General features: G+C 70.3%; 26 protein-coding genes. 13 read left to right on the top strand and 13 right to left on the bottom strand.

What is annotated here, in order from left to right; genetic code table 11:
* The 3 genes from A5697_RS03245 to A5697_RS03235 form a co-directional block, all read left to right on the top strand.
* On the top strand, positions 1–350 hold a 350-nt coding region (locus tag A5697_RS03245), incomplete at its 5' end, for a nitroreductase family protein (RefSeq protein ID WP_197500898.1).
* Positions 351–360: 10 nt separating this feature from the next.
* On the top strand, positions 361–1,938 hold the full coding sequence (locus A5697_RS03240) for a class I SAM-dependent methyltransferase (protein ID WP_068007948.1): 1,578 nt from the start codon (positions 361–363) through the stop codon (positions 1,936–1,938).
* The gene (locus A5697_RS03235; protein ID WP_068007945.1) at positions 1,935–2,480 is read left to right on the top strand and encodes an NUDIX hydrolase; all 546 of its coding nucleotides are present in this window, start codon (positions 1,935–1,937) and stop codon (positions 2,478–2,480) included. Before A5697_RS03240 ends, A5697_RS03235 begins: the two co-directional genes overlap by 4 nt.
* Before the next feature lie 46 nt (positions 2,481–2,526).
* Here the strand turns inward: A5697_RS03235 and A5697_RS03230 are convergent, their stop codons facing one another.
* Genes A5697_RS03230 through rfbD form a run of 3 tightly spaced genes read right to left on the bottom strand, consistent with a single transcriptional unit; the run spans position 2,527 to position 5,384 of the window.
* Positions 2,527–3,606, bottom strand: coding sequence for a sugar phosphate nucleotidyltransferase (locus A5697_RS03230; RefSeq protein WP_067946396.1), 1,080 nt, complete (start codon positions 3,604–3,606; stop codon positions 2,527–2,529).
* Between the two features lies 1 nt (position 3,607).
* Positions 3,608–4,507 carry a glycosyltransferase family 2 protein gene (locus A5697_RS03225; RefSeq protein WP_067946398.1) on the bottom strand — a complete coding sequence of 300 codons (900 nt, stop codon included), beginning with the start codon at positions 4,505–4,507 and terminating at the stop codon, positions 3,608–3,610.
* A complete protein-coding gene (gene rfbD / locus A5697_RS03220) occupies positions 4,500–5,384 on the bottom strand; it encodes a dTDP-4-dehydrorhamnose reductase (protein ID WP_068007944.1) in 885 nt (294 codons plus the stop codon). The genes A5697_RS03225 and rfbD overlap by 8 nt, the downstream gene beginning before the upstream one ends.
* 99 nt (positions 5,385–5,483) lie before the next feature.
* On the opposite strand from rfbD, the gene A5697_RS03215 reads away from it, so the two are divergent.
* The 4 genes from A5697_RS03215 to ctpC all read left to right on the top strand — a co-directional run bounded on the left by A5697_RS03215 (position 5,484) and on the right by ctpC (position 10,215).
* Positions 5,484–6,956 (top strand): LCP family protein, encoded by a 1,473-nt coding sequence (locus tag A5697_RS03215; protein WP_067946402.1) that lies wholly within the window; start codon positions 5,484–5,486, stop codon positions 6,954–6,956.
* Complete coding sequence (locus tag A5697_RS03210; protein WP_197500897.1) at positions 6,944–7,657, top strand: TIGR03089 family protein; 714 nt, start codon at positions 6,944–6,946, stop codon at positions 7,655–7,657. Before A5697_RS03215 ends, A5697_RS03210 begins: the two co-directional genes overlap by 13 nt.
* A gap of 90 nt (positions 7,658–7,747) precedes the next feature.
* Entirely contained in the window at positions 7,748–8,029 is a 282-nt protein-coding gene (locus A5697_RS03205) for a DUF1490 family protein (RefSeq protein WP_066949897.1), read from the top strand.
* A gap of 11 nt (positions 8,030–8,040) precedes the next feature.
* Entirely contained in the window at positions 8,041–10,215 is a 2,175-nt protein-coding gene (gene ctpC / locus A5697_RS03200) for a manganese-exporting P-type ATPase CtpC (RefSeq protein ID WP_068007941.1), read from the top strand.
* Between the two features lies 1 nt (position 10,216).
* On the opposite strand, the gene A5697_RS03195 is transcribed toward ctpC, so the two are convergent.
* Positions 10,217–11,851 (bottom strand): AMP-binding protein, encoded by a 1,635-nt coding sequence (locus A5697_RS03195; RefSeq protein ID WP_369806048.1) that lies wholly within the window; start codon positions 11,849–11,851, stop codon positions 10,217–10,219.
* 82 nt (positions 11,852–11,933) lie between these two features.
* On the opposite strand from A5697_RS03195, the gene A5697_RS03190 reads away from it, so the two are divergent.
* Both A5697_RS03190 and A5697_RS03185 read left to right on the top strand, forming a co-directional pair.
* Positions 11,934–12,848 (top strand): class I SAM-dependent methyltransferase, encoded by a 915-nt coding sequence (locus tag A5697_RS03190; protein ID WP_068007934.1) that lies wholly within the window; start codon positions 11,934–11,936, stop codon positions 12,846–12,848.
* A 12-nt stretch (positions 12,849–12,860) separates the two neighbouring features.
* A complete protein-coding gene (locus tag A5697_RS03185; RefSeq protein ID WP_068007931.1) occupies positions 12,861–14,042 on the top strand; it encodes a CoA transferase in 1,182 nt (393 codons plus the stop codon).
* 2 nt (positions 14,043–14,044) lie between these two features.
* Here the strand turns inward: A5697_RS03185 and A5697_RS03180 are convergent, their stop codons facing one another.
* The 6 genes from A5697_RS03180 to A5697_RS03155 form a co-directional block, all read right to left on the bottom strand.
* On the bottom strand, positions 14,045–14,485 hold the full coding sequence (locus A5697_RS03180; protein ID WP_068007929.1) for a response regulator: 441 nt from the start codon (positions 14,483–14,485) through the stop codon (positions 14,045–14,047).
* Positions 14,482–16,008 (bottom strand): CHASE3 domain-containing protein, encoded by a 1,527-nt coding sequence (locus tag A5697_RS03175; RefSeq protein WP_082953218.1) that lies wholly within the window; start codon positions 16,006–16,008, stop codon positions 14,482–14,484. The genes A5697_RS03180 and A5697_RS03175 overlap by 4 nt, the downstream gene beginning before the upstream one ends.
* 71 nt (positions 16,009–16,079) lie before the next feature.
* Positions 16,080–17,273 (bottom strand): PP2C family protein-serine/threonine phosphatase, encoded by a 1,194-nt coding sequence (locus A5697_RS03170; protein WP_068007924.1) that lies wholly within the window; start codon positions 17,271–17,273, stop codon positions 16,080–16,082.
* A 105-nt stretch (positions 17,274–17,378) separates the two neighbouring features.
* Entirely contained in the window at positions 17,379–18,548 is a 1,170-nt protein-coding gene (locus A5697_RS03165; RefSeq protein WP_067946419.1) for an acyl-CoA dehydrogenase, read from the bottom strand.
* Between the two features lie 14 nt (positions 18,549–18,562).
* Entirely contained in the window at positions 18,563–19,075 is a 513-nt protein-coding gene (gene purE / locus A5697_RS03160) for a 5-(carboxyamino)imidazole ribonucleotide mutase (RefSeq protein WP_068007920.1), read from the bottom strand.
* Positions 19,068–20,297 carry a 5-(carboxyamino)imidazole ribonucleotide synthase gene (locus A5697_RS03155; RefSeq protein ID WP_082953216.1) on the bottom strand — a complete coding sequence of 410 codons (1,230 nt, stop codon included), beginning with the start codon at positions 20,295–20,297 and terminating at the stop codon, positions 19,068–19,070. Before A5697_RS03155 ends, purE begins: the two co-directional genes overlap by 8 nt.
* 97 nt (positions 20,298–20,394) lie before the next feature.
* Here A5697_RS03155 and A5697_RS03150 point away from each other — a divergent pair, with 97 nt between their 5' ends.
* A complete protein-coding gene (locus A5697_RS03150) occupies positions 20,395–21,054 on the top strand; it encodes a GtrA family protein (RefSeq protein WP_067946424.1) in 660 nt (219 codons plus the stop codon).
* Here A5697_RS03150 and A5697_RS03145 read toward each other — a convergent pair.
* The 3 genes from A5697_RS03145 to A5697_RS03135 are packed head-to-tail and all read right to left on the bottom strand — an operon-like array spanning position 21,009 to position 23,944.
* Positions 21,009–21,527 (bottom strand): PH domain-containing protein, encoded by a 519-nt coding sequence (locus A5697_RS03145; RefSeq protein ID WP_067946426.1) that lies wholly within the window; start codon positions 21,525–21,527, stop codon positions 21,009–21,011. The two genes, A5697_RS03150 and A5697_RS03145, sit on opposite strands and share 46 nt — an antisense overlap.
* 33 nt (positions 21,528–21,560) lie before the next feature.
* Positions 21,561–22,373, bottom strand: a complete 813-nt coding sequence (locus A5697_RS03140; protein WP_068007915.1) for a biotin--[acetyl-CoA-carboxylase] ligase — start codon at positions 22,371–22,373, stop codon at positions 21,561–21,563.
* A gap of 17 nt (positions 22,374–22,390) precedes the next feature.
* Positions 22,391–23,944 (bottom strand): FAD-binding protein, encoded by a 1,554-nt coding sequence (locus A5697_RS03135; protein WP_068007914.1) that lies wholly within the window; start codon positions 23,942–23,944, stop codon positions 22,391–22,393.
* A gap of 35 nt (positions 23,945–23,979) precedes the next feature.
* On the opposite strand from A5697_RS03135, the gene A5697_RS03130 reads away from it, so the two are divergent.
* The 3 genes from A5697_RS03130 to A5697_RS03120 are packed head-to-tail and all read left to right on the top strand — an operon-like array spanning position 23,980 to position 26,542.
* Positions 23,980–25,629, top strand: coding sequence for an acyl-CoA carboxylase subunit beta (locus A5697_RS03130; protein WP_068007912.1), 1,650 nt, complete (start codon positions 23,980–23,982; stop codon positions 25,627–25,629).
* Complete coding sequence (locus tag A5697_RS03125; RefSeq protein WP_067946435.1) at positions 25,626–25,904, top strand: acyl-CoA carboxylase subunit epsilon; 279 nt, start codon at positions 25,626–25,628, stop codon at positions 25,902–25,904. The genes A5697_RS03130 and A5697_RS03125 overlap by 4 nt, the downstream gene beginning before the upstream one ends.
* Positions 25,901–26,542 carry a nucleoside triphosphate pyrophosphatase gene (locus tag A5697_RS03120; RefSeq protein WP_068007911.1) on the top strand — a complete coding sequence of 214 codons (642 nt, stop codon included), beginning with the start codon at positions 25,901–25,903 and terminating at the stop codon, positions 26,540–26,542. Before A5697_RS03125 ends, A5697_RS03120 begins: the two co-directional genes overlap by 4 nt.
* The last annotated feature ends 53 nt before the right edge of the window (positions 26,543–26,595 follow it).

The raw sequence follows: 26,595 nt of genomic DNA, 5'->3' as shown, positions 1-26,595 counted from the left end.
GGCGGGTGGCACGCGGCCAGATCCTCTACGACGCACCCGAGGTCGTCGTCCCGATGCTGGTTCCCGACGGCGCGCACACGTATCCCGACGCCGCCCGCACCGACGCCGAGCACACCATGTTCACCGTCGCCGTCGGGGCGGCCGTGCAGGCGCTGCTCGTCGCGTTGGCCGTGCGGGGAGTGGGTAGCTGCTGGATCGGCTCCACGATCTTCGCCGCCGACCTGGTGCGCGCCGAGCTCGACCTGCCGGCCGATTGGGAGCCGTTGGGCGCCATCGCGATCGGCTACCCCGAGGAACCCGCCGGGCCGCGCGACCCGGCGGACGCCGGGGATTTGTTGATCCGCAAGTGATACTGGCCCCATGAAAACGTTCGCGGGCAAGGCGGCGGCATCCGCCGACAAGGTCCGCGGCGGCTACTACACACCGGCGCCCGTCGCCCGGTTCCTGGCCCGCTGGGTGCGCGGCGCCGGACCGCGCATCGTCGAACCCTCCTGCGGCGACGGTGCGATCCTGCGCGAGCTGGCCGCCCTCGGCGGGCGGCTCCGCGGCGTCGAGCTGGTCGCCGAAGAGGCGGCCAAGGCGCGGGAATTCGCGCCCGTCGACGCCGCGAACCTGTTCGCCTGGCTCGCCACCACCCGGCCCGGAGGTTGGGACGGGGTCGCGGGAAACCCGCCCTACATCCGGTTCGGCAACTGGGCGGCCGAGCAGCGCGAGCCCGCGCTGGAGCTGATGCGGCGCGAGGGATTGCGGCCCAGCCGGCTCACCAACGCCTGGGTCCCCTTCGTGGTGGCTAGCTCGGTCTTGGTGCGCGACGGCGGCCGGGTGGGCCTGGTGCTGCCCGCCGAGTTACTCCAGGTCACCTATGCCGCACAGCTGCGCGAGTTCCTGTTGAGCCGGTTCAGTGACATCACGCTGGTGACGTTCGAGCGATTGGTGTTCGACGGCATCCTGCAGGAGGTGGTGTTGTTCTGTGGGGTCGCCGGCGCCGGGCCCGCCCGGATCCGCACGGTCCACCTCACCGACGCCGATGCCCTCGCGCACGCGGACCTGGACGCCGAATGGGCGCCCGCGCTGTTGCACGAGAACGAGAAGTGGACCCAGTACTTCCTGGACCCGGCCGCGATCCGGCTGCTGCGCGCGCTCAAGGAGTCGACGACGCTGACGCGGCTCGGGTCGGTCGCCGCCGTGGACGTGGGAATCGTGACGGGCCGCAACAGCTTCTTCACGTTCACCGACGCGCAGGCCCGCGAGCTCGGGCTGCTGCCCCACTGCGTCCCGCTCGTCTCGCGCAGCGCGCAGTTGTGCGGACTGGTCTACGACAACGTCTGCCGGGCAAGTGATCTCGCCGCCGGGCGCCGTGGCTGGCTGCTCGACGCGCGGCGCGACGCCGTCGACCCCGCCCTGCTGGCGCACATCGATGCCGGGGCGGCCGCCGGCGTGGACCGCGGCTTCAAGTGCTCGATCCGCGAGCCGTGGTGGAGCACGCCGTCGCTGTGGATCCCGGACCTGTTCATGCTGCGCCAGATCCACCGGGCGCCGCGGCTGACCGTCAACGCCGCCGCGGCGACGAGCACCGACACGGTGCACCGGGTCCGGCTCACCGCCGGTGTCGACCCGACCGGGCTGGCCGCGGTGTTCCACAACAGCGTGACGTTCGCCTTCGCCGAGATCATCGGCCGCAGTTACGGCGGCGGGATCTTGGAGCTGGAACCGCGCGAAGCCGAGCAGCTGCCCATTCCCCCGCCGGCGCTCGCCGGCCCCGAGCTCGCCTGCGACGTCGACCTGCTGTTGAAGGCCAACGAGATCGAGAAGGCGCTCGACCTCGTCGACCGCCACGCCCTGATCGACGGGCTGAAACTGCCGCCCGACGTGGTGCGGCACTGCCGCGCGGCCTGGGTCGCGCTGCGGGACCGCCGGAAACGGCGGGGTTCCCGGTGAGCGTCCGGGAGTCGGCGATCTCGCTGCTGTCCGAGTGGGAGGCGCCCGACGCGGCGCAGGACGCGTTGCGGCAAGCGGTCCTGGCCTTCGTGTACGCCCGCCCCGACGCGTGTCGCCGCGAGTGCGTGCCGGGTCATGTCACCGCCTCGGCGCTGGTGCTCGACGACTCCGGCGGCCGGGTGCTGCTGACGCTGCATCCCCGCGTCGGCCGGTGGGTGCAGCTGGGCGGCCACTGCGACGAGGACGACGGCGACATCGTCGCCGCCGCGCTGCGCGAGGCCACCGAGGAATCCGGCGTCGACGGTTTGCGCATCGAGCCGCGGCTGGCCGCGATCCACGTCCACGCGCTCACCTGTTCGTTGGGTGTGCCCACCCGCCACCTGGATCTGCAGTTCGTCGCGCACGCGCCGGCCGGCGCGCAGATCGCGATCAGCGACGAGTCGGAGGACCTGCGGTGGTGGCCGGCCGACGGTCTACCCGAGGGCACCGATCACGCGTTGGCCTATCTGGTGGGGCGCGCCACCCGCCGAGTGTGCGGCTAGCCGCACGCTCGACCACCAGTGTGCGGCTGGCCGCACACTGGTTCACCTACACGTCGGAGGAGTAGCGGATCCCGCCGTCGGGGATCGAGACGCCGGGCCAAACCCGGGCGCCGCGCAGCAACTCGCAGCGCGCGCCGATGTCGGCGCCGTCGCCGATCACGCCGTCGCGGATCAGCGCCCGCGGGCCGATGCGCGCGCCGAAGCCGATGATGGACCGCTCGATCACGCTGCCGGCCTCGACCTTGACGCCGTCGAAGATCACGGCACCGTCCAGCCGGACGCCGGGACCGATCTCGGCACCCCGCCCGACGACGGTGCCGCCGACCAGCACCGCGCCCGGCGACACCGCCGCGCCGTCGTGCACCAGCTGCTCGCCGCGGTGGCCGTGCAGCGCCGGCGACGGCGCGATCCCTCGCACCAGGTCCGCCGATCCGCGCACGAAGTCTTCCGGTGTGCCCATGTCCCGCCAGTAGGTCGCGTCGACGTAGCCGCACACCTTGACGTCCGGGTCGGAGAGCAGGGCGGGAAACACCTCGCGTTCGACCGACACCTCGCGCCCCCGCGGGATGCGGTCGATGATGCCGCGCTCGAAGACGTAGCAGCCGGCGTTGATCTGATCGGTGGGCGGGTCCTGCGTCTTCTCGACGAACGCGGTGACCCTGCCGCTCTCGTCGGTCGTGACGCAGCCGAAGGCCCGCGGGTCGCCCACCCGCACCAGGTGCAGGGTGACGTCGGCCTGCTGGGCCCGGTGGAAGTCGATCATCTGATTGAGGTCGGAACCCGAGAGCACGTCGCCGTTGAACACCATCACGGTGTCGTGACGCAGGTGGCCTGCCACGTTGGCGATGCCGCCGCCGGTCCCCAACGGCCGCTCCTCGGTGACGTAGTCGATCTGCAGGCCGAGCTTGGACCCGTCGCCGAACTCCGCCTCGAACACCGCGGCCTGATACGACGTGCTCAGGATGACGTGCTCGATGCCCGCCGCGGCGATCCGCGAGAGCAGGTGGGTCAAAAACGGCAGACCGGCGGTGGGCAGCATGGGCTTGGGCGCCGACAGCGTCAGCGGCCGCAGCCGGGTGCCCTTGCCGCCGACCAGAATTACGGCATCGACTTGCGGGTTAGCCATCTCAGCGCCGCCCTTCCGCCAGTTTCCGTCTCCGACTGCGCAGCGCGCCACGCACCATCAGGCGGGACCGTAGCGCCAGCGACGCCCGCAGCGTCCAGCGCAGCGGCGCGCGCCGCCACCCCGAATGCCGGTCGGCCAGAAACAGGTAGGTGCTCTTGTGATGCGCCGCCAGGTGGCTCGCCGGGTCGTCGCCGGTGGAGTGGCCCTTGTGGTGCAGCACCTCGGCCGACGGCACGTACACGTTGAGCCAGCCGGCCCGGCCGAGCCGGTCCCCGAGGTCGACGTCTTCCATATACATGAAGTAGCGCTCGTCGAACCCGCCGACTTGGCCAAAGGCGGACCGGCGGACCAGCAGGCACGACCCCGACAGCCAGCCCACGGCGCGTTCGGTGGGCTCCAGCCGCTCCTGGCGGTAGGCCGCCGTCCAGGGATTGCGCTTCCAGATCGGGCCGACGACCGCGTGCATGCCGCCGCGGATGAGGCTGGGCAGGTGGCGCGCCGACGGGTACACCGAGCCGTCGGGGTCGCGGATGAGCGGGCCCAGGGCGCCGGCGCGCGGCCAGCGGGTGGCGGCGTCCAGCAGGGCGTCGATGCTGCCCGGGCCCCACTGCACGTCGGGGTTGGCCACGATCACCCAGTCGTCGTCGATGTCCGGTGTCTCGGCGAGCTGCGCGACCGCGCGATTGATCGCGGTGCCGTACCCGAGATTGGCGCCGGTATGGAAAAGCCGCACGTTCGGGTAGCGCTCGACGGCGGCCTGCGGGGTCCCGTCGGTGGAGCCGTTGTCGGCCATCAGCACGCACACGGGCCGCTCGGTAGCGAGCGACAGCGAGGCCAGGAAACGTTCGAGGTGTGGGCCCGGCGAGTAGGTCACCGTCACGACCGGCAGGACGTCAGTCACGCGTAGAGGGTAACGGTAGATCGGCGGCGAGCGCCGCGACAAGCGCAGCGCGCCATGGCCTTAACGGCCGCAGGCCCGCCGCGGCGGACTCGCGGCCCGACAGCGCGGAGTAGGTCGGGCGCGGCGCGGGGCGGGGAAACTCCGCGGTGCTGACCGGGTGCACACGCTCGGGGTCGGCGCCACACTCGGAGAAGATCGCGCGGGTCTGCTCGAAGCGGGACACCGCGCCCTCGTTGGCGGCGTGCAGGATCGGCCCGGGCACGTGGTCGTCGGCGATCTGCAGCAGCGCCTCGGCCAGGTCGCCCACATACGTCGGCGATCCGACCTGGTCGTCGACGACTTTCACCGGCCCGTCCCCCGCGGCCAGCCGGCGCATGACGGCGACGAAGTCCTTCCCGTCGCCGCCGGTGTAGACCCAGGCGGTGCGGACGATGACGGCCTCCGGCATCGCCGCCAGGACGGCCTCTTCCCCGGCATGCTTGCTGCGCCCGTACACCCCCGCCGGGGCGGTTTGATCGCTGGGCTCGTAGGGCCGCGGGTCGGCGCCGCCGAAGTCTCCGTTGAAGACGTAGTCGGTGGAGACGTGAATGAACCGGGCGCCGGCCCGCGCGCAGGCCCGGGCGATGTTCTCGGGGCCCGTGGCGTTGACGGCGTAGGCGCCGGCCTCGTCGCTCTCGGCGCCGTCGACGTCGGTGTACGCCGCGCAATTGATCACCACGTCGCCGCGCTCGATGATCCGCTCGGCGGCGGCGGGGTCGGTGATGTCCCACTCTGACGACGTCAGCGCCAGCACGTCGCGGCCCTGACTGGCCGCCAGCGAGCGCAAATAGCTGCCCAGCTGGCCCCCGGCACCGGCGATCACGATCCTGCTCGACATGGTTTGAGTCTGGCATGCCCGGGAAAGCCCGGGCGAACGCCCGGGGCGCGCGGGGGTTCGCTACCCGCGAAGCGCGTGTGCCGCAAGTAACCTAGTGGGATGCCTGTGCAACGTGTGGTTCGTGTGATTGCCACTGCGCTCACCCTCGTGGTGGTCCTCGGCACCGGGCTCGCGTGGAGCAACGTCCGGTCCTTCGAGGACGGCATCTTCCACATGTCCGCACCCTCGCTCGGCAAGGGCGGCGACGACGGCGCGATCGACATCCTGCTGGTCGGGCTCGACAGCCGTACCGACGCGCACGGCAACCCGCTGTCCCAAGAGGAGCTGGCCACCCTGCGGGCCGGCGACGAGGAAGCGACCAACACCGACACGATCATCCTGATCCGGATCCCCAACAACGGGAAGTCGGCGACCGCCATCTCGATCCCGCGCGACTCCTACGTCGCGGCCCCCGGCCTGGGCAAGACGAAGATCAACGGCGTCTACGGCCAGACCCGCGAGGCCAAGCGCACCAGCCTGGTCAAGGCCGGCGACTCCGCCGAGGACGCCGCCGCGCAGGGCACCGAGGCCGGGCGCGAGGCCCTGATCAAGACCGTCGCCGACCTCACCGGCGTCACCGTCGACCACTACGCCGAGATCGGGCTGCTCGGCTTCTCGTTGATCACCGACGCGCTCGGCGGCGTGGACGTGTGCCTCAAAGAGCCGGTGTTCGAACCGCTTTCGGGCGCCGACTTCCCCGCCGGCCCACAACGGCTGGACGGGCCGGAGGCGCTCAGCTTCGTCCGTCAGCGCCACGAGTTGCCCCGCGGCGACCTGGACCGGGTGGTGCGCCAGCAGGTGGTGATGGCCTCACTGGCGCACCGGGTGATCTCCGGCAAGACGCTGTCCAGCCCAGCCACCGTGCGACGCCTCGAGGCCGCGGTGCAACGCTCGGTGGTGATCTCGCAGGGTTGGGACGTCATGGATTTCGTCCAGCAGATGCAGAAGCTCGCCGGCGGCAACGTCGCGTTCGCCACCATCCCGGTGCTGGACGGGGCCGGCTGGAGTGACGACGGCATGCAGAGCGTGGTGCGGGTGGACCCGCACCAGGTTCAGGACTGGGTCAACGGGCTGCTGCACGACCAAGAGCAGGGCAAGACCGAGGAGCTCGCCTACACCCCGGCGAAGACCATCGCCAGCGTGGTCAACGACACCGACATCAACGGCCTGGCATCGGCGGTCTCCCAGGTGTTGACCGCCAAGGGCTTTGGCGCCGGCACGGTCGGCAACAACGACGGCGGCCACGTCAAGGGCAGCCAGGTGCGGGCCGCCAAGAGCGACGACCTGGGCGCCCAAGAGGTGGCCAAGGAGCTCGGCGGGCTGCCGGTGGTCGCCGACCCATCCGTCGCGGCGGGCACGGTGCGGGTGGTGCTGGGCAACGACTACAGCGGCCCCGGCTCCGGACTTTCGGGCACCGGGTCGGTGATGCCCGCCCGCGTGTCCAACGTCGGTGCGGTGGCGGCCGACCCGAACGTCCCGGCGCCCTCGCCGATCCTGACGGCCGGTTCCGACAAGCCCGAGTGCATCAACTGAGCACGCTCGCCGGCGCCATCCTGGACCCGATGCTGCGGGCCGACCCGGTCGGCCCGCGCATCACCTACTACGACGACGCGGCCGGCGAGCGCATCGAGCTCTCGGCGGCGACGCTGGCCAACTGGGCGGCCAAGACCGGCAACCTGTTACGCGACGAGCTCGGCGCCGGGCCGGGCAGCCGGGTTGCGATCCTGCTCCCGGCGCACTGGCAGACCGCGGCCGTGCTGTTCGGGGTGTGGTGGATCGGCGCCGAGGCCGTGCTGGCAGGTGAGGCGGACATCGCCATGTGCACCGCCGAACGGCTGGCCGAGGCGGACGAGACCGGGGCCGGCGAGGTGGCGGTGCTGTCGCTGGACCCGTTCGGCCGCCCCGCACCCGACCTGCCGATCGGCGTCACCGACTACGCGACCGCCGTGCGGGTGCACGGCGACCAGATCGTCGCCGAACCCCATCCCGGCCCGGCCCTCGCGGGCCGATCCGTCGACGAGGTTCTCGCCGACTGCCAAAGCGCCGCCGCCGCAAGGGGATTGACGGCCGGTGACCGGGTGCTGTCCACCGCCGCGTGGTCGGAACCCGGCGAGCTGGTGGACGGCCTGCTGGCGATCCTGGCCGTCGGCGGGTCGCTGGTGCAGGTGGCCAACCCCGACCCGTCGGCGCTTGCGCGCCGGATCGAGACCGAAAAGGTGAACCGCGAGCTGTAGGCCCGGCGGATACATATTGATATCGCAATATTTCAATGTTAACGTCGAGCGAGCATCAGCTGACGCCGCGACGACAGGGAGGTCCGGGTAATGGCGGGGTACGCGCTCTTGGCGAAGGCAGCATCGACGGTGGTCACCGGCCTGGTCGGCGTGACGGCCTACGAGGTGGTGCGCAAGGCCGTGGCCAAGGCGCCGCTGCACGAGACCGCGGTGTCGGCGGCCGAGCTGGGGCTGCGCGGGACGCGCAAGGCCGAGGAAGCCGCCGAGTCCGCCCGGTTGAAGATCGCCGACGTCATGGCCGAGGCCCGCGAACGCATCGGCGAGGAAGCGCCCACGCCGGCCGTCGCCGACGTCCACCAGCACGACCACTGATCCCCGCGCAGATGGCGCTCGCCACCGCCCTGGACCCGGTCCGATCGAAAGACCCTGCGCTGCAGGTTGTTTCGGACGCCGCCGGGCGCATGCGGGTTTCCGTCGGCTGGCTGCGGTGCGACTCGCGGCGCGCGGTGGCGGTCGAGGAGGCCGTCGCCAGCGAGGACGGCGTGCGCGTGGTGCATGCCTACCCGCGCACCGGATGCGTCGTCGTCTGGTATTCGCCCCGGCGCTGCGACCGCGCCGCGGTGCTGGCCGCGATCAGCTCCGCCGCGCACGTCGCCGCCGAGCTGATCCCGGCGCGCGCGCCGCATTCGGAGGAGATCCGCAACACCGACGTGTTGCGGATGGTCGTCGGCGGTGCCGCGCTGGCGCTGCTCGGCGTGCGCCGCTACGTGTTCGCCCGGCCGCCACTGCTCGGCCCGAACGGCCGGGTGCTGGCCACCGGCGTCACCATCTTCACCGGCTACCCGTTCCTGCGCGGCGCGCTGCGCTCGTTGCGCTCCGGCCGGGCCGGCACCGACGCCCTGGTGTCGGCGGCGACGGTGGCGAGCCTGGTGCTGCGCGAGAACGTGGTGGCGCTGACGGTGCTGTGGCTGCTCAACATCGGCGAGTACCTGCAGGACCTCACCCTGCGCCGGACCCGTCGGGCCATTTCCGAACTGCTGCGCGGCAGCCAGGACACGGCGTGGATCCGGCTGACCGACGGGGCCGAGGTTCAGGTCCCGATCGACAGCGTCGAGATCGGCGACGAGGTGATCATCCACGATCACGTCGCGATTCCGGTGGACGGCGAGGTGGTCGACGGCGAGGCGATCGTCAATCAGTCCGCGATCACCGGGGAGAACCTGCCCGTCTCCGTCATGGTCGGCGCGCACGTGCACGCCGGATCGGTCGTGGTGCGCGGGCGCCTGGTGGTCCGCGCGCAGGCCGTCGGCAACCAGACCGCGATCGGGCGCATCATCACCCGGGTGGAGGAGGCCCAGCACGACAGGGCGCCCATCCAGACCGTCGGCGAAAACTTCTCCCGCCGTTTCGTTCCCACCTCGTTCATCGTGTCGGCCCTCACCCTCGCGGTCACCGGCGACGTCCGCCGCGCGATGACCATGCTGTTGATCGCGTGCCCCTGCGCGGTGGGCCTGTCCACCCCGACCGCGATCAGCGCCGCGATCGGCAACGGCGCGCGCCGCGGCATCCTGATCAAGGGCGGCTCCCACCTCGAACAGGCCGGGCGCGTGGACGCGATCGTGTTCGACAAGACGGGAACGCTGACCGTCGGCCGTCCCGTCGTCACCAATATCATTGCGCTGCATAAGGATTGGGAACCCGAGCAGGTGCTCGCGTACGCGGCCAGCTCGGAGATCCACTCCCGCCATCCGCTGGCCGAGGCGGTGATCCGCTCCACCGAGGAACGCCACATCACCATCCCGCCGCACGAGGAGTGCGAGGTGCTGGTGGGCCTGGGCATGCGCACCTGGGCCGACGGCCGCACACTGCTGCTCGGCAGCCCCGGGCTGCTGCGTGCCGAGAAGGTGCGGGTCTCGAAGAAGGCGTCGGAGTGGGTGGACAGGCTGCGCCGCCAGGCCGAAACCCCGCTGTTGCTCGCGGTCGACGGCAAGCTGGTGGGGCTGATCAGCCTGCGCGACGAGGTGCGGACCGAGGCGGTCGAGGTACTGAAGCAATTGCGGGACAACGGCATCCGCCGCATCGTCATGCTCACCGGCGATCACCCGGACATCGCCCAGGTGGTAGCCGAGGAGCTGGGCATCGACGAGTGGCGCGCCGAGGTGATGCCGGAGGACAAGCTCGAGGTGGTGCGCGGGCTGCAGGACGCCGGCTACGTGGTCGGCATGGTCGGCGACGGCATCAACGACGCCCCGGCGCTGGCGGCCGCCGACATCGGGATCGCGATGGGCCTGGCCGGAACCGACGTCGCGGTCGAGACCGCCGACGTGGCGCTGGCCAACGACGACCTGCACCGGCTGCTCGACGTGCGCGACCTGGGCGCCCGCGCGGTCGACGTGATCCGGGAGAACTACGGCATGTCCATCGCCGTCAACGCCGCCGGGCTGATCATCGGCGCGGGCGGCGCGCTGTCCCCCGTGCTGGCCGCGATCCTGCACAACGCGTCGTCGGTCGCGGTGGTGGCCAACAGCTCCCGGCTGATCCGCTACCGGCTGGACTGACTCAGCCGCTGGTCAGCACCCGCTTGAGCACCTTGCCGCCGGCATTGCGGGGCAGTTCGTCGACGAACAGCACGTCGCGGGGAATCTTGAAGCGCGCCAACCGGTTCCGCACGTATTCCCGGACGTCGTGTTCGGTCAGCGCCGCACCGGGCCGGACCACGATGTAGGCGCGCAACCGCTGCCCGAACTCCTCGTCGTCGACGCCGACCACGGCGGCGTCGAGGATGCCGGGATGCTGCGCGAGCGCCTCTTCGACCTCGCCGGGGTACACGTTCTCCCCGCCGGAGACGATCATCTCGTCGTCTCGCCCGTCGATGAAGAGCCTGCCGCCGGCATCGAAATGGCCGATGTCGCCGGTGGACATCAGGCCCTCGATCGACTCCTTGGTCGCGCCATCGGTGTATCCCTGGAAGGTCAGCACGTTGCCCACGAAAATCCGCCCCGGCGTGCCCGGCGGTAACTCGCGGCCGTCGTCGCCGAAGATCTTGACGACCGAGCCGGGGACCACCCCACCCACGCAGCCCGGCGCGGCGGTCAGATCGGCGGGCGTGGCGATGGTGGCGTAGGCGACCTCGGTGGACCCGTACATGTTGTAGACCACCGGGCCCAGCGCGTCGAGCGCCCGGGTGGCCAGCGCCGCGCCGAGCTGGGAACCGCCGACGAACACGATGCGCAGCGACGACAGGTCGTGCTCGGCCATGACGGCCGGCCCGAGATCGAGGATGCGCCGCAACATGATCGGCACGACGATCATGGCGCTGGCCCGGTGCGCGGCCACGCTGGCCAGCGCCTGCCGGGCGTCGAATTCGCGGCGCAGCACCAGCGTCGAACCCAGCACCATCGCGTACATCGCGTGGCTGAAACCCATCGAATGAAGCAGCGGCACACAGCATTCCGTGACTTCCCGGCCGCGGAACGGGACCTTGCCGAGCAGACCGCCGACCGGTATCAGCGAGTGGGGCTCGGAACGCGCGGCGCCCTTGGGGGTTCCCGTCGTCCCACTGGTCGCGATGACGATCTTGGGCCGCCCGCCCGACGGGGGCGGCGGGCCGGGGTCGCCGCGCTCGATCAGCGCGTCCAGGGTGTCGGGAGCGGGCGCATCCGTCCAGGCCCGGATCCGGCCCAACCTCGGCCGGACGTCCCCGACCACGGCGCTGTATTCCTCGTCGTACACCAGCAGGTCGGCGCCCTCGCGGGCCAGCGTCTCGGCGAACTGCGTCGGCCCGAAGCCGGTGTTGAGCAGCAGGACGGTCGCGCCGCACTTCCCGGCGGCGAAGACGGCCTCCAGGAAGCCGCGGTGGTTGCCGGCCAGGATGGCCACGCCGGCGCCCGGGCCGAGCCCGCGCCGTCGCCACTCGTTGGCCAACGCGTTGGTCCGCTCCTCCAGCTCACCGAACGTCACGGGCCCGCGCTCGTCGATCAGCGCCAACCCGGCACGGTCTCGCCCGGCGGCGATGGTCGGCGCCGCCCCCAGCAGTCCGTAGCGGTCGAGGGCGCGCACCACGGGCAGGATCCGCCCGGGCGGTAGCCACCCCAATCCGCCCGACCGAGCATAGAGAAACAGCGACCGAGCTTCCAAACCCGCGCGCCGGAGAAGTTTCACACATCGATGCTGTCGCGCGACCCGGCCCGGGATAAGGGCGCAACGCCACTACGGACCGGGGTCTTTGGTCACCATCGTTACTCTGGTTAACGACTAGACGGAAAGGGCATTGCCGATGACGCGCACCGACAACGACAGCTGGGACCTGGCCACGAGCGTGGGAGCCACCGCCACCATGGTGGCGGCCGGGCGGGCCCGGGCCACCCGCGACGGGTTGATCGACGACCCGTTCGCCGAGCCGCTGGTGCGCGCGGTCGGCGTGGAGTTCATGACGCGGTGGGCCGCGGGCGAATTGAGCTCGGCCAACGTCGACGAGCCCGGCGCCCCGTGGGGCATGCAGCGCATGACCGACATGCTGGCCGCCCGCACGCGCTACATCGACGCGTTCTTCGCCGAGGCGGGCGCGGCCGGCCTCCGCCAGGTGGTGATCCTGGCGTCCGGCCTGGACGCGCGCGCCTACCGGCTCCCGTGGGCGGCGGGCACCACGGTGTTCGAGATCGACCAGCCGCAAGTCATCGAATTCAAGACGGCCACCATCGCCGAGCTCGGCGCCGAGCCCGCGGCCGAAGTCCGCGCCGTCCCGGTCGACCTGCGCCACGACTGGCCGTCGGCCCTGCGCGACACCGGATTCAACCCCGCCCTGCCCGCCGCCTGGGCCGCCGAGGGCCTGCTCGGCTTCCTGCCGCCCGAGGCGCAGGACCGGCTGCTCGACGACATCACCGCACTCAGCGCCGACGGCAGCCGGCTGGTGGCCGAGGTCTTCATCAACTCCGGCACCAACGGGGACGCGCTGAACGCCGCGAGCCAGAAGTGGCGCGACAACGGCCTGGACATCGCGCTCGGCGACCTCGGCTTCCCTGGCGAGCGCAACGACGCGGCGACGTACCTGGAGCGGCACGGCTGGCGCGCGGTTCGCACACCCCTGAATCAGCTGTTGGCCGACAACGGGTTACCTTTGCAGCGCACCGAACCCGGTGCGCCGTTCGCCGAGAACTACTACTGCATCGCGGAGTTGCACACGGCCCGTTGAGGAAGGCCACCCATGGCAGACAGCACGCCCGCCAAGCCGCTTGACGGGTTCCGGGTACTCGATTTCACCCAGAACATCGCCGGGCCGTTGGCCGGCCAGGTGCTGGCCGACCTGGGCGCCGAGGTGATCAAGGTCGAGGCGCCCCTGGGTGAGGCGGCCCGGCAGATCACCGCGGTCCTGCCCGGGCGCCCGCCGCTGCCCACGCTGTTCCTGCCGCACAACCGGGGCAAGAAGTCGGTGGCGGTCGACCTCACCAACGACGAAGCCAAACAACAGATCCTGCGGCTCGTCGACACCGCCGACGTCGTGCTGGAAGGGTTCCGCCCCGGCGTGATGGAACGGATGGGCCTGGGCCCCGACGAGTTGCGCGCCCGCAACCCCAGGCTCGTCTACGCGCGGCTTTCGGCCTATGGCGGCAACGGCCCGCACGGCAGCAGGCCGGGTGTCGACCTGATGGTCGCGGCCGAGTCGGGCATGACCACCGGAATGCCGACCCCCACCGGCAAACCGCAGATCATCCCGTTCCAGCTCGTCGACGCCGCCAGCGGTCACGTGCTGGCTCAGGCGGTGCTGGCCGCGCTGCTAAATCGGGAGCGCCATGGCGTTGCGGACGTGGTGCGCGTCGCCATGTACGACGTCGCCGTCAACTTGCAGGCCGGCCAGCTCACCATCCATCTGAACAAGCCCAGCGCCGCGCCCAAACCCGACGCCACACCGAAAGCCAAGAAGCGCAAGGGAGTTGGCTTCGCCACCCAACCATCCGACGCGTTCAAAGCCGCCGACGGGTACCTGGTGATCAGCGCGTACGTGCCCAAGCATTGGGCGAAGCTGTGTCAGATCATCGGGCGGCCGGAGCTGCTGACCGACGAGCGGTTCATCGATCAGCGTTCGCGCGCAATGAATTACCCCGAATTGACCGAGGAACTCGAGTCTGCGCTGGCCGCCAAGACCGCGGCCGAATGGGTTGAGCTGCTTCAGCAAGGCGGACTGATGGCCTGCCTGGCCTACACCTGGAAGCAGGTGGTGGACACCCCGCTGTTCGGGGAGAACGAGCTCGCCTTGCGGGTGGGCGACGGTGACGAGGCGGTCACGGTGGTCCGCATGCCGGCGCGCTACGCGAGCTTCGACGCGGCGGCCACCGATCCCCCGCCCGCGCCCGGGCAGCACAACGAGGAGTTTCTCGGCGCGCCATAGCCTTATAGGCTGGGTAGGCGCACCACCTGGACGAAGAACTCGTCGATCTGCCGGACCGCCTTCATGAACTGGTCCAGGTCGACCGGCTTGGTGACGTAGGCGTTGGCGTGCAGCTTGTAGCTGCGCAGGATGTCCTCCTCGGCCGAGGAGGTGGTGAGCACCACGACCGGGATGCGGGCCAGGTCCGGGTCGGACTTGACCTTCTCCAGCAGCTGGCGGCCGTCGTACTTCGGCAGGTTCAGGTCCAGCAGGATGAGGTCGGGCCGCGGCGCATCCTCGAACTTACCGCGCTGGTAGAGGTAGTCGAGGCCTTCCTCACCGTCGTGCGCCACATGGAGCCGGTTCTTGAGTTTGTTGTGCTCGAACGCTTCTCGCGTGATGAGTTCGTCCCCTGGGTCGTCCTCGACGAGCAGGATGTCGATCGCTCTGCCTTCCGATGTCATTGATGCGCTCCTTCCAAAGCGTCTGAGTCTGCTTCGCCGGCGGGCTCGGGCATGGGCAGCGTGAACTCGAACCGCGTCCCTTCGGTGCGGGTCGGGTCGATCCGGATGGTGCCGCCATGGTGCTCGACGATCTTCTTGACCAACGCGAGACCGACGCCGGTCCCGGCGTACACGTCGCGACCGTGCAGGCGTTGGAAGATGACGAAGACCTTGTCGGCGAACTCGGCCGGGATGCCGATGCCGTTGTCCGACACGGTGATCAGCCATTCGCCGTCGTGGATACCGGTGCCCGGCGCGCACTCGATGACGACGCGGGGCCTGCGGTCTTTGTGCCGGAACTTCACCGCGTTGCCGATGAGGTTCTGCCACAGCATCGTCAGCAACATGGGGTCGCCCTTGATCCGCGGAAGCGCGTCGGGGCGCACGATTTCGGCGTCCGACTCTTCGATCGAGGTGGCCAGGTTGGCCAGGCCGGAATCCAGCGCCGTGTCGAGGTCCACGTCGGTCTCCGTGGCGCCAAGCCGGCCGACGCGCGAAAAGGTAAGCAGGTCGTTGATCAACGCCTGCATCCGTTTGGCCCCGTCGACCGCGAATCCGATGTATTCGATGCCGCGCTCGTCGAGCTTGTCGCCGTATCGCCGCTCCAGCAGCTGGCAGAACGAGGCGACCTTGCGCAGCGGCTCCTGCAGGTCATGCGACGCGACGTAGGCGAACTGCTCGAGTTCGGTGTTGGACCGGCGCAATTCGGCCGCCTGCTCGTCCAGCTGCGCCTGGGCGGTACGCGATGTCTCGAGCTCGTCGACCATGCGCTTGCGCATGTTCTCCACGTCGATCGCCATGCCGCGAACGTCTTTGGGCCGCTTCGGCGCTGCGATGCTCTCCTCGAAGTTGCCCTCGGTGATCCGCCGGCACGCCGCGGCCAGCGCGGCGAGTGGACGCGCGACGGTGTCCCGGATCAGGAACCCCAGCAGCCCGGCCGTGACGAAGAACAGCAACACCATGGCGCCGAACGCCCTGTCGCGCCAGGCATCGACGCGCTGGAGTTCGCCCGCGGCACTCACCCGCGCGGCGGCCAGGTTCGCGTTCTGACTGTCGAAAAGCCCTCGCAGATGGTCGAATTCGGCCTTGCCGCGCTCCGCCGACGGTTTGCTCGTGACGTTCTTCCCGTTCGGCAGCACGGTGCCGATGGCCGGTTCGGCATAGCTGGCCCGCCACTTGGCCGCGGCGTTCTCGATCGCGTCCAGGTCGCCGATGAGGTCCGGACGCTCACTCAGACGGCGCCGGATCTCTTCCACCGCGGCACGTTCGGCGTGCTGCCCGTCGTAGTACGGCGTGAGGAATTGCCGGTCCCCGGCGATCAGATAGCCCCGGATGCCCGTCTCCTGGTCGCGCAGCGCGGCCTGCAACTGGAAGGCCGCCACCCGCGCCGGCTGGATATTGTCCAGGAGCTCGTGCGTCATCTCGTCGGTGCGGTCCAGCAACAGCGCGCCGACGACGGCGCCGGCGAGCACCATCACGCCCATGCTGACCAGGACGAGGGCCTGCCAGCCACGCACGGTGAGCTGCGACAGACGCAGGCGACGCAACCTCGGGGTCACGTGGTGGTCCTTTCGACCCGCAACACGGCGATGTCGTCGGTGAGCCCGCCGTGCGACTGGGCGAGTTCCTGGGCGCCGTCGATGAGCGCGTCGACGAACTCCGGACCCGGCCGGTTCGCGTGCGCCCGGGCCAGCTCCAGCAGACCGTCCTCGCCGAGGCGCTGGATGCCTCGCCCCGAATATCCCTCGAACAGGCCGTCGGTCAGCAGCAGCAGGCCATGGCCCGCGGGAAACTCCATCTCGTGCCGCGGCCAGTCATCGTCGGCGCGCAGGCCCAGCGCGGGACCGCCCGGCGGCTCCACCCATTCCACGTTGCCGTCGTACTGCAACAGCATCCCGGGATGGCCGGCGCGGATGACCGTGATGCGCGGGCTGTCCGCCGGGATCTCCAGGCTGAGCACGGTCGCGAAAACGCCTGTGCCCGTTCGCTCGGAGTGCAGCACCCGCTCGAGCTGCCGCATCAGCTCGACCCCGTGCACGCCGGCGAAGGTGAGCGCGCGGAAGGCGATGCGCAGCGCCGCGCCCAGGGCTGCCTCGTGTGGACCGTGCCCCGCGACGTCGCCGATCAGGACGTGGACGACCCGGTCGGGCGTCTGGACCACGTCGTAGAAGTCCCCACACAGCAGCGCGTCCTCGCGGCTCGGCCGGTACCGGGCGACGATGTCGACGCCCGGGTTGTCCAGCAGCAGCGGGGAGGGCAGCAGGCCGCGTTCCAGCAGGGCGTTCTCCCGTGCCCTCAGCTGGGTCGCGTGCAGGTCGGCTGCGATCAGCTCGGCGCGCTTGCGCTCGATCGCGTACAGCAGCGCGCGCCGCAGCATCTCGGGCTCGACCCGGCCCTTCACCAAATAGTCCTGGGCGCCGGCGGCGACCGCCGAAGCGCCGAAGTATTCGTCGTTCAGCCCGGTCAGCACGACGATGGGGACCGTGGCGTCGTGCTTGGCGATGCGGTCCAGCGCGTCGATGCCGTTGGCGTCGGGCAGGTGCAGGTCCAGCAGCACGCAGTCGGGCCGGGCCGAGGCGAGCTCGCGCTCGGCGTGGGCCATCGACTGTGCCCACACCACCCGGATGTCGGCGACCGCGTCGGCGATCAGGTCTTCCACCAGCACGGCGTCGGCGCGGTCGTCCTCGACCAAGAGCAACGACAATGACTGCCAAGTCGCCGCCGGGGTCACTGGTGCACGCACGGGCATCAATTCCCGGTCATCCTGAGACCCCCACGGTCAGACCCATTCGCACGACTCTACGTGTGGCCCCACCACCCCGTATGGCAGCCCTGAGAGATCCTAGCGTCGCGGTCAGCGCAGCAGCGCCCGCGACATGACAACGCGCTGAATCTGATTCGTGCCCTCGTAGATCTGGGTGATCTTGGCGTCGCGCATCATCCGCTCGACCGGGAAGTCGACGGTGTAGCCGGCGCCGCCGAAGAGCTGCACCGCGTCGGTGGTCACCTCCATCGCCACGTCGGAGGCCCAGCACTTGGACGCCGCGGAGATGAAGCCCAGGTTGGATTCACCGCGCTCCGCGCGGGCGGCCGCGTGGTACACCATCAGCCGGGCGGACTCCAGCTTCATGGCCATGTCGGCGAGCATGAACTGCACACCCTGGTTGTCGCTGACCGGGCGGCCGAACTGCTTGCGGTCCTTGGTGTAGGCGATGGCGGCGTCCAGTGCGCCCTGCGCGATGCCGACAGCCTGGGCGCCGATGGTGGGCCGGGTGTGGTCCAGCGTCGCCAGCGCGGTCTTGAAACCGGTGCCCGGCTCACCGATGATCCGGTCGCCCGGGATGCGGCAGTTCTCGAAGTACAGCTCGGTGGTCGGCGAGCCCTTGATGCCGAGCTTCTTCTCTTTGGGACCGACGGTGAACCCCTCGTCATCGGCGTGCACCATGAACGAGGAGATGCCGTTGGCGCCCTTGTCCGGGTCGGTGACCGCCATGACGGTGTACCAACTCGACTTGCCGCCGTTGGTGATCCAGCACTTGGCGCCGTTGAGAATCCAGTCGTCGCCGTCGGCCTTGGCCCGGGTGCGCATCGAGGCCGCGTCGCTGCCGGCCTCCCGCTCGCTCAGCGCGTAAGACGCCATCGCGGTGCCGTCGGCGATGGACGGCAGCACCTGCTTCTTCAGCTCGTCGGAGCCCCGCAGGATCAGCCCCATGGTGCCCAGCTTGTTCACGGCGGGGATCAGCGACGCCGAAGCGTCGACGCGGGCGACCTCCTCGATCACGATGCACGCCGCGACGGAATCCGCGCCCTGACCGCCGTACTCCTCGGGGACGTGGACCGCGTTGAAGCCCGACGCGTTCAGCGCCTCCAGCGCCTCGTCCGGGAAGCGCGAATTCTCGTCCACGTCGGCGGCGTGCGGGGCGATCTCCTTCTCCGCCAGCGCGCGGATCGCCGCCCGCAGCTCCTGGTGCTCCTCGGGCAACTGGAACAAATCGAACGACGGGTCTCCGGCCCAACCAGCCATCTCAAGCCTCCTTGCTACTCACCGGTAACTTTACCGTGCAGCTGTTGTAGCGCCTCATCCTTGGCGCGCACGCTCTCGGCCAGCTGGTCTTGGAACTCGACGATGCGGGCCCGCAGCGCCGGGTCGGAGGAGCCGAGGATGCGCACGGCCAGCAGGCCCGCGTTGCGCGCGCCGCCGATCGAGACCGTGGCCACCGGGACGCCCGCGGGCATCTGCACGATCGACAGCAGCGAGTCCAGGCCGTCCAGGCGCGCCAGCGGAACCGGCACCCCGATCACCGGCAGCGGCGTCGCGGACGCGACCATCCCGGGCAGGTGCGCGGCGCCGCCGGCGCCCGCGATGATCACCTCGATGCCGCGGTCGGCCGCGCCGCGCGCGTAGTCGAACATCACCTGCGGCGTGCGGTGCGCGGAGACGACGCGAACCTCGGCCGGTACGTCGAACTCGGCCAGGGCCGCCGCGGCGTCGGACATCACCGACCAGTCGCTGTCGCTGCCCATGATCACGCCCACGCGCGCTTTAGTCATGCGGATCCCATCCGTCCGTCCACTGCCCGTGCGACAACCAGTGTGCCGCCAACTCGGCACGCGTCCGCAGCGCGGCCACCTCCGCCATGTCGCTGCCCAGGAAATTGATGTGGCCGACCTTGCGGCCGGGCCGTTCCTCCTTGCCGTACAGGTGCACCCGGGCGTCGGGCATCCGCGCGAACAGGTGGTGCAACCGCTCGTCGATCGTCATCGCGGGCCGCTCCGCGGCGCCGAGCACGTTGGCCATCAACGTCACCGGCGCGATGGCGTCGGTGTCGCCCAGCGGGTAGTCGAGCACCGCGCGCAGATGCTGTTCGAACTGACTGGTGCGCGCACCGTCCATGGTCCAGTGCCCGGAGTTGTGCGGCCGCATCGCCAGCTCGTTGACGAGCAGCTCCCCGCCGGTGGTCTCGAAGAGCTCGACCGCGAGCACCCCGACCACACCCAGCTCGGCGGCCAGGCGCAACGCCAGCCGCTGGGCGGCGGCGGCCGACTCGGCGGCCAGCCCGGGCGCGGGCGCGATCACCTGCACGCAGATGCCGTCCCGTTGCACCGTCTCGACGACCGGCCACGCCGCGCCCTGGCCGAACGGTGAGCGCGCCACCAGCGCCGACAATTCGCGGTGCAGACTCACCTGCTCCTCGGCCATCACCGGTACGTCATCCGCCAGGAAGCCGGCCGCGATCTCTCGGGCGTGCAGCGGGTCGCGTGCCATCCGCACCCCACGCCCGTCGTAGCCGCCGCGGACCGCTTTGACGACCACGGGGCCGGCGATGCGCTGCGCGAAGCCATCGAGTTCGTCGACGCTCCGGATTTCCGCGTAGCGGGGCACGGGAACGCCGAGGGCCTCCAGACGCCGTCGCATGACCAGCTTGTCCTGCGCGTGCACCAGCGCCTGCGGCGGCGGGGCGACGTTGACGCCCTCGGCGACCAGCTTGTCCAGCAGCTCGCCCGGCACATGCTCGTGGTCGAACGTCAGCACATGTGCGCCGGCGGCGACCCGGCGCAGGTCTTCCAGCTCGGTGTGCGAACCGATCACGACGTCCGGGGTGACCTGCGCGGCCGGCTCGTCGGCCGCGGTCGCCAGCACCCGCAGCGTCTGCCCGAGGGGGATCGCGGCCTGATGGGTCATCCGGGCCAGCTGGCCGCCGCCGACCATGGCGACCAACGGCGGGTTCGTGTGGGCGGCCCCGGGTGGGCGTGTATTCGGCACGGCCATCATGGTGTCACGGCGCGGGCGGCGTGTTGACCGGCGGTGACACCGAATCGTTATGTACGATTTTGCGTCGATTTTGTGTCCGTCCGTACACTGACGACTTGTGCCCTTCGCCGACGCCGCAATCGAGCGCATGCCCGGGTTTATTCAGCCCTATTTGCTGCGCCACCACGAACTGATCAAATTCGCCATCGTCGGCGGAACAACGTTCGTGATCGACTCGGCGATTTTCTACACGCTGAAGCTGACAATTCTGGACTCCAAGCCGGTGACCGCGAAGGTCATCGCCGGCATCGTCGCGGTCATCGCGTCCTACGTGTTGAACCGCGAGTGGAGCTTCCGCGACCGTGGCGGCCGGGAACGCCACCACGAGGCGCTGCTGTTCTTCGCCTTCAGCGGCGTGGGGGTGCTGCTGTCCATGGCGCCGCTGTGGTTCTCCAGCTACGTCCTGCAGCTGCGGGAGCCGATGGTCTCGCTGACCGTGGAGAACATCGCCGACTTCATCTCGGCCTACATCATCGGCAACCTGCTGCAGATGGCCTTCCGCTTCTGGGCGTTCCGGCGCTGGGTGTTCCCCGACGAGTTCGCGCGCAACCCCGACAAGGCGCTGGAATCCGCCCTCACCGCCGGCGGTATCGCCGAGATGCTCGAGGACGAGATCGAGGGCGGGAACGTCACGCCGCTGCGCGCCTGGCGCAACCGGGCGGGCCGGCTGGGTCAGCTGGGCGACTCTTCCGAACCCAGGGTGTCGAAAACTTCGTGATACAGCAGCGCGTGCACCTCGCGCAGGCGCGGAATGTCGTAGAACTCCAACGGATCCTGTGACGCCGATTCGATAATCAGCGTCCCGGTGCGAAACATTCGCTCGGTGATCCGGTCGCGGAATTCCACGCTGTTGATCCGCGCCAGGGGGATATCGATTCCGGTGCGGGTGAGTACCCCGTGCCGAAACATCACCCGCCGGTTCGTCACCACGAAATGGGTGGTCAGCCAGCTCAGGAACGGCCACAGCGTCAGCCAGCCGACGATCACCAGCCAAATGCCCCAGATGACGCCGTAGATGATGTTCTTGGCCAGCTGGTCCCAATGCGTCGAGTTCAGGTATCCGGACCCGAACGACGCCAGCGCGGTCGCCAGCAGCAGGGCCACGACGGGCCAGATCAACCGCTTCCAGTGCGGGTGGCGGTGGACGATGACCTGCTCGCCCGCGGCCAGGACGTTATCCGGATAGCTCATGCTCGCCGACATTAGCCGCGGCGGGCCGGATAACTAGCGCAAATGCACGACGTCGCCCGCCGAGACGACGACGGTCTCTTCCCCCGTGTCGATGCACAGCCGGCCCTGGTCGTCGACGGCGCTCGCGTCCCCGACCACTTCCTTGCCGCCGGGCAGGTGGGCCCGCACCCGGTGCCCGATGGTCAGGCTGCGCGCCCGGTAGTCGGCCGCCAGCGCCCAGTCCGCCCCGCGCGCGGCGCGCCACGCCACGATCCGCCGGCCGAGCTCGGACAACAGCCCGCACACCAGCAGGGTGCGGTCGGGAGCCCGCACGCCCAGGTCGAGCAGCGAGGTGGCCCCCTCGATGCCGTCGGGCGCCTGAAACACGTTGAGCCCCAAGCCGATTACCACCACCGGCCGCGCCACCTCGGCGAGGATGCCGGCCAGCTTGCCCTGGGATTCGGGGGCGCCCGCCAGCACGTCGTTGGGCCACTTGAGTCCCACCGGAACCCCGCCGAGCAGCGGGGCCACCGTGTCGACCACCGCCACCCCGGTGGCCAGGGGCAACCAGCCCCAGCCGGCGGTCGGCACGTCGACGATGCTCACGCCGACCGACATCGTGATCTGGGTCCGCGGGGTGGCCGACCAGCCGCGGCCGTGCCGCCCGCGGCCCGCCGTCTGGTGCTCGGCGATCAGCACCGCCCCGGCCACGTCGGCCCCCGACGCCGCTCGCGCGAGCAGATCGGCGTTCGTGGAGCCCGTCTGTTCGACGACGTCGAGCCGGCGCCAGCCAAGTCCGGTGCCGATCAGTTCGGCGCGCAGCGCGGCCTGGTCCAGCGGTGCCCTGGGCTGGTCTCGGTCTGTCACTGGACCCAGCCTAGAACTCAGGGGCGCGGGCGGCTCGTGTCCCGCATGTCTAAGACGGCCAGATGGCTGAACAGCATGCTGGTGCCGATCGGGTTGCCGCCGCCGGGATAGGCGGTGCCGCTGGGCGCGGCCATCGTGTTGCCGGCGGCGTACAAACCGGGGATGGGGTGACCGGACGTGTCGAGCACCCGGGCGGCGGCGTCGGTGCGCAGGCCGCCCTTGGTGCCCAGATCCGAAATGCCAAAGGCCGCGGCGTGATACGGCGGGCGATCGATGGGCACCAGGGGTGAGGCGCCCCTCGAGAATGCCCGGTCGAAAGCCTCGTCACCCCTGCCGAAATCCTCGTCGACGCCGGACGCGGCAAAACCGTTGAACCGGGCCACCGTTGCCGCCAGCTGCCGCCCCGGGACACCGATCTTGTCGGCCAGTTCCTCCAGCGTGTCCGCGGTATGCCACAGGCCGGCGGCGACGTACTTCTGCGTCTCGACGATGGAGACGTTGGCGGCCTTGACCGGCGGCACCTCGCCGTCGGTGTCGTCGTAGATCATCCAGTACGGCAACGTGATCGACCCGTCCTGCAGTTGCGCGATGATCTCGCGGCCGGCCCGGTCGTACGCCCGGGATTCGTTGACGAACCGGTTGCCGTCCTGGTTGACGAAGATGCCACCGGTGAACCAGAGCGCGAACGCGGACCGGCCGTCCGGGTGTGTCATGCCCGGCGACCACCACGCCTGATCCAGCAGGTCGGTGTCGGCGCCCGCGGCGATGCCGGCCTGCAGCGCCAGTCCCCGACTTCCCGGGCCGCCCATGGTGTCTCGGGCCGCGCCCGGCACCCCGTATCGGCGCCGCAGCTCGTCGTTGTTCTCGAAGCCACCGGCGGCCAGCAGCACGCCCAGCCGGGCGCGGATGGCAAGCCGCTCTCCGCGGCTCTCCACGATCGCTCCGGTCACCGCCCCGTCGGACAGGACGAGCTCGACCAGGGCGGTGTCGCGCCGCAGTGCCGCGTTCGGGTATTGGCCGATGGCTTTGAGGAACCGCGCGATCAGCGCGCGACCGCCGAGGTAGTAGTCGGAGGGCGGTTCGGCGCCGAGCCGGTCGGTGTCGAGCGGCCCGCGGATCACCTCCCGCAGTTCGGGAGCGGCGGCCACCTTCCAGGGCTTCGCGGCGATGTGGCGCTGGCCGTCCAGCCGCGCCTTCGGCGCTTTGCCGTAGTAGTCAGGCCAGGGCAACGGCACGAACTTCAGCAGGGGGTCGGCCTCCAGGTACTCGATCAGCCGGGCGCCGCCGCGGACATACGTTTCCTGCAGTTCCCGGGGGGTGCGGTCGCCGACGACGGCGTGGTAGTAGGTGAGCGCGTCCTCGATCGTGTCGTCGACCCCGGCCCGTAACAGCACCGGGTTGCACGGGAACCAGACGCCGCCCCCACCGGAGTAGGCGGTGGTCCCACCGAATTTCGACGTCGCCTCCACCAGCAACACGTCCAGGCCCTCGCGCGCCGCGGTGTAGGCACCGGTGACCCCGCCGCCGCCCGACCCGGCTACGAGCACATCGCATTCGGTCGCCCAGTCCATCAGCGGAGACTAGCCCGCCGCTAAGCTCGACTCCCATGACAAGCGTTACCGACTCCTCAGCTCATACCGCAGAGCCCGCCGCCGAGCACACCATCGACATCCACACCACCGCGGGCAAGCTGGCCGAGCTGCACAAGCGCCGGGAAGAGTCGCTGCACCCGGTGGGCGAAGAGGCCGTCGAGAAGGTGCACGCCAAGGGCAAGCTGACCGCCCGTGAGCGCATCCTCGCCCTGCTCGACGAGGACTCGTTCGTCGAACTCGACGCGCTGGCGCGGCACCGCAGCAAGAACTTCGGCCTGGAGAACAACCGCCCGCTCGGCGACGGCGTGATCACCGGCTACGGCACCATCGACGGCCGCGACGTGTGCATCTTCAGCCAGGACGCCACGGTGTTCGGCGGCAGCCTCGGCGAGGTGTACGGCGAGAAGATCGTCAAGGTGCAGGAGCTGGCGATCAAGACCGGCCGGCCGCTGATCGGCATCAACGACGGCGCCGGCGCGCGCATCCAGGAGGGCGTCGTCTCGCTCGGCCTGTACAGCAAGATCTTCCGGAACAACATCCTGGCCTCCGGCGTCATCCCGCAGATCTCCCTGATCATGGGTGCCGCCGCCGGTGGACACGTCTACTCCCCTGCCCTGACCGACTTCGTGGTGATGGTCGACCAGACCAGCCAGATGTTCATCACCGGCCCGGACGTCATCAAGACCGTCACCGGCGAGGACGTCACGATGGAGGAACTCGGCGGCGCCCACACCCACATGGCCAAGTCCGGCACGCTGCACTACGTCGCCTCGGGCGAGCAGGACGCCTTCGACTGGGTGCGCGACCTGCTGAGCTACCTGCCGCCCAACAACGCCACCGACGCGCCGCGCTACGCCGAGCCCGTCCCCGAGGGCGCCATCGAGGACAACCTCACCGAGGAGGACCTCGAGCTGGACACGCTGATCCCGGACTCGGCCAACCAGCCGTACGACATGCACGAGGTGATCACCCGGATCCTCGACGACGACGAGTTCCTGGAGATCCAGAACGGCTACGCCACCAACATCGTCGTCGGCTTCGGCCGCATCGAGGGCCGGCCGGTCGGGATCGTCGCCAACCAGCCCACGCAGTTCGCCGGGTGCCTGGACATCAACGCCTCGGAGAAGGCGGCCCGGTTCGTGCGGACCTGCGACTGCTTCAACATCCCGATCATCATGCTGGTGGACGTCCCGGGCTTCCTGCCGGGCACCGGCCAGGAATACAACGGCATCATCCGGCGCGGCGCCAAGCTGCTCTACGCCTACGGCGAGGCCACCGTCCCGAAGATCACCGTCATCACCCGCAAGGCCTACGGCGGCGCGTACTGCGTCATGGGCTCCAAGGACATGGGCTGCGACGTCAACATCGCCTGGCCGACCGCGCAGATCGCCGTGATGGGCGCCTCCGGGGCCGTCGGCTTCGTCTACCGCAAGCAGCTGGCCGAGGCGGCCAAGGAGGGCAAGGACGTCGACGCCCTGCGGCTGGAGCTGCAGCAGGAGTACGAGGACACCTTGGTCAACCCCTACGTCGCCGCCGAGCGGGGCTACGTCGACGCGGTCATCCCGCCGTCGCACACCCGCGGCTACATCGGCACGGCGCTGCGGCTGCTGGAACGAAAGATCGCGCACCTGCCCCCCAAGAAGCACGGGAACATCCCGCTATGAGCGACGGGAGTCAGGACATGAGCAGCGAAAACGGTTCTGAGACAACCGAAGCCGCGCACCAGCCACACGAGCCGCACCTCCATATCCTCAAGGGTCACCCCACCGACGAGGAGCTGGCCGCGCTGGTCACCGCGCTGGGCGTCGTCGGCGGCGGCGTCCCCGAGCCCACCGAGCCCGAGCCCACCCGCTGGGGCCTGCCGGTGGACCGGCTGCGGTTCGCGATGTCCAACTACCAGCGGCTCACCATGCAGCAAATGACGCACATGAAGCATTGACCCGGCTGGTCCTCGGGTCGGCCTCGTCGGGCCGCCTGCGGGTGCTGCGCCAGGCCGGCATCGATCCGCTGGTCGTGGTCTCCGGCGTGGACGAAGACGCCCTCGTCGCCGAGCTGGGGCCCGACGCCGCGCCCGCTGAGGTGGTGTGTGCCCTGGCGGCGGCCAAGGCCGAGCGCGTGGCGGACGAGCTGGACGGTGGCGTCGCCGCCGATTGCGTTGTCGTCGGCTGCGATTCGATGCTCTACCTGGACGGCGAACTGTGCGGCAAGCCCGGGTCGGCCGATGAGGCGCTGGCCCAGTGGCACCGCATGGGTGGCCGGTCGGGCCGGCTGCACACCGGGCACTGTCTGCTGCGGCTGGCCGGCGGCGCAGTCACCCATCGCGAGGTCGAATCTGCTTGCACCACAGTGCATTTCGCCGATCCCCCGGTGGCTGACCTGCGGGCCTATGTCGCCAGCGGGGAGCCGCTGCACGTGGCCGGCGGGTTCACCCTCGACGGGCTCGGCGGCTGGTTCGTCGACGCGATCGACGGCGACCCGTCGAACGTGATCGGGGTGAGCCTGCCGCTGCTGCGGTCCATGTTGCAGCGGGCCGGGTTGTCGGTGACGGCGCTGTGGGTGCCCGCGCGGAGCCGGTGAATCGCAGGCGCCCACTCGCACACTTTCCGCAAAATTGCGGGTTCGGCGGAAAC

Source organism: Mycobacterium sp. E3251, from assembly GCF_001666835.1.
In the GTDB taxonomy this organism is placed as follows: domain Bacteria; phylum Actinomycetota; class Actinomycetes; order Mycobacteriales; family Mycobacteriaceae; genus Mycobacterium.
Note: the sequence above shows the minus strand (reverse complement) of the source record. Positions and strands in the feature narration are given on the sequence as shown.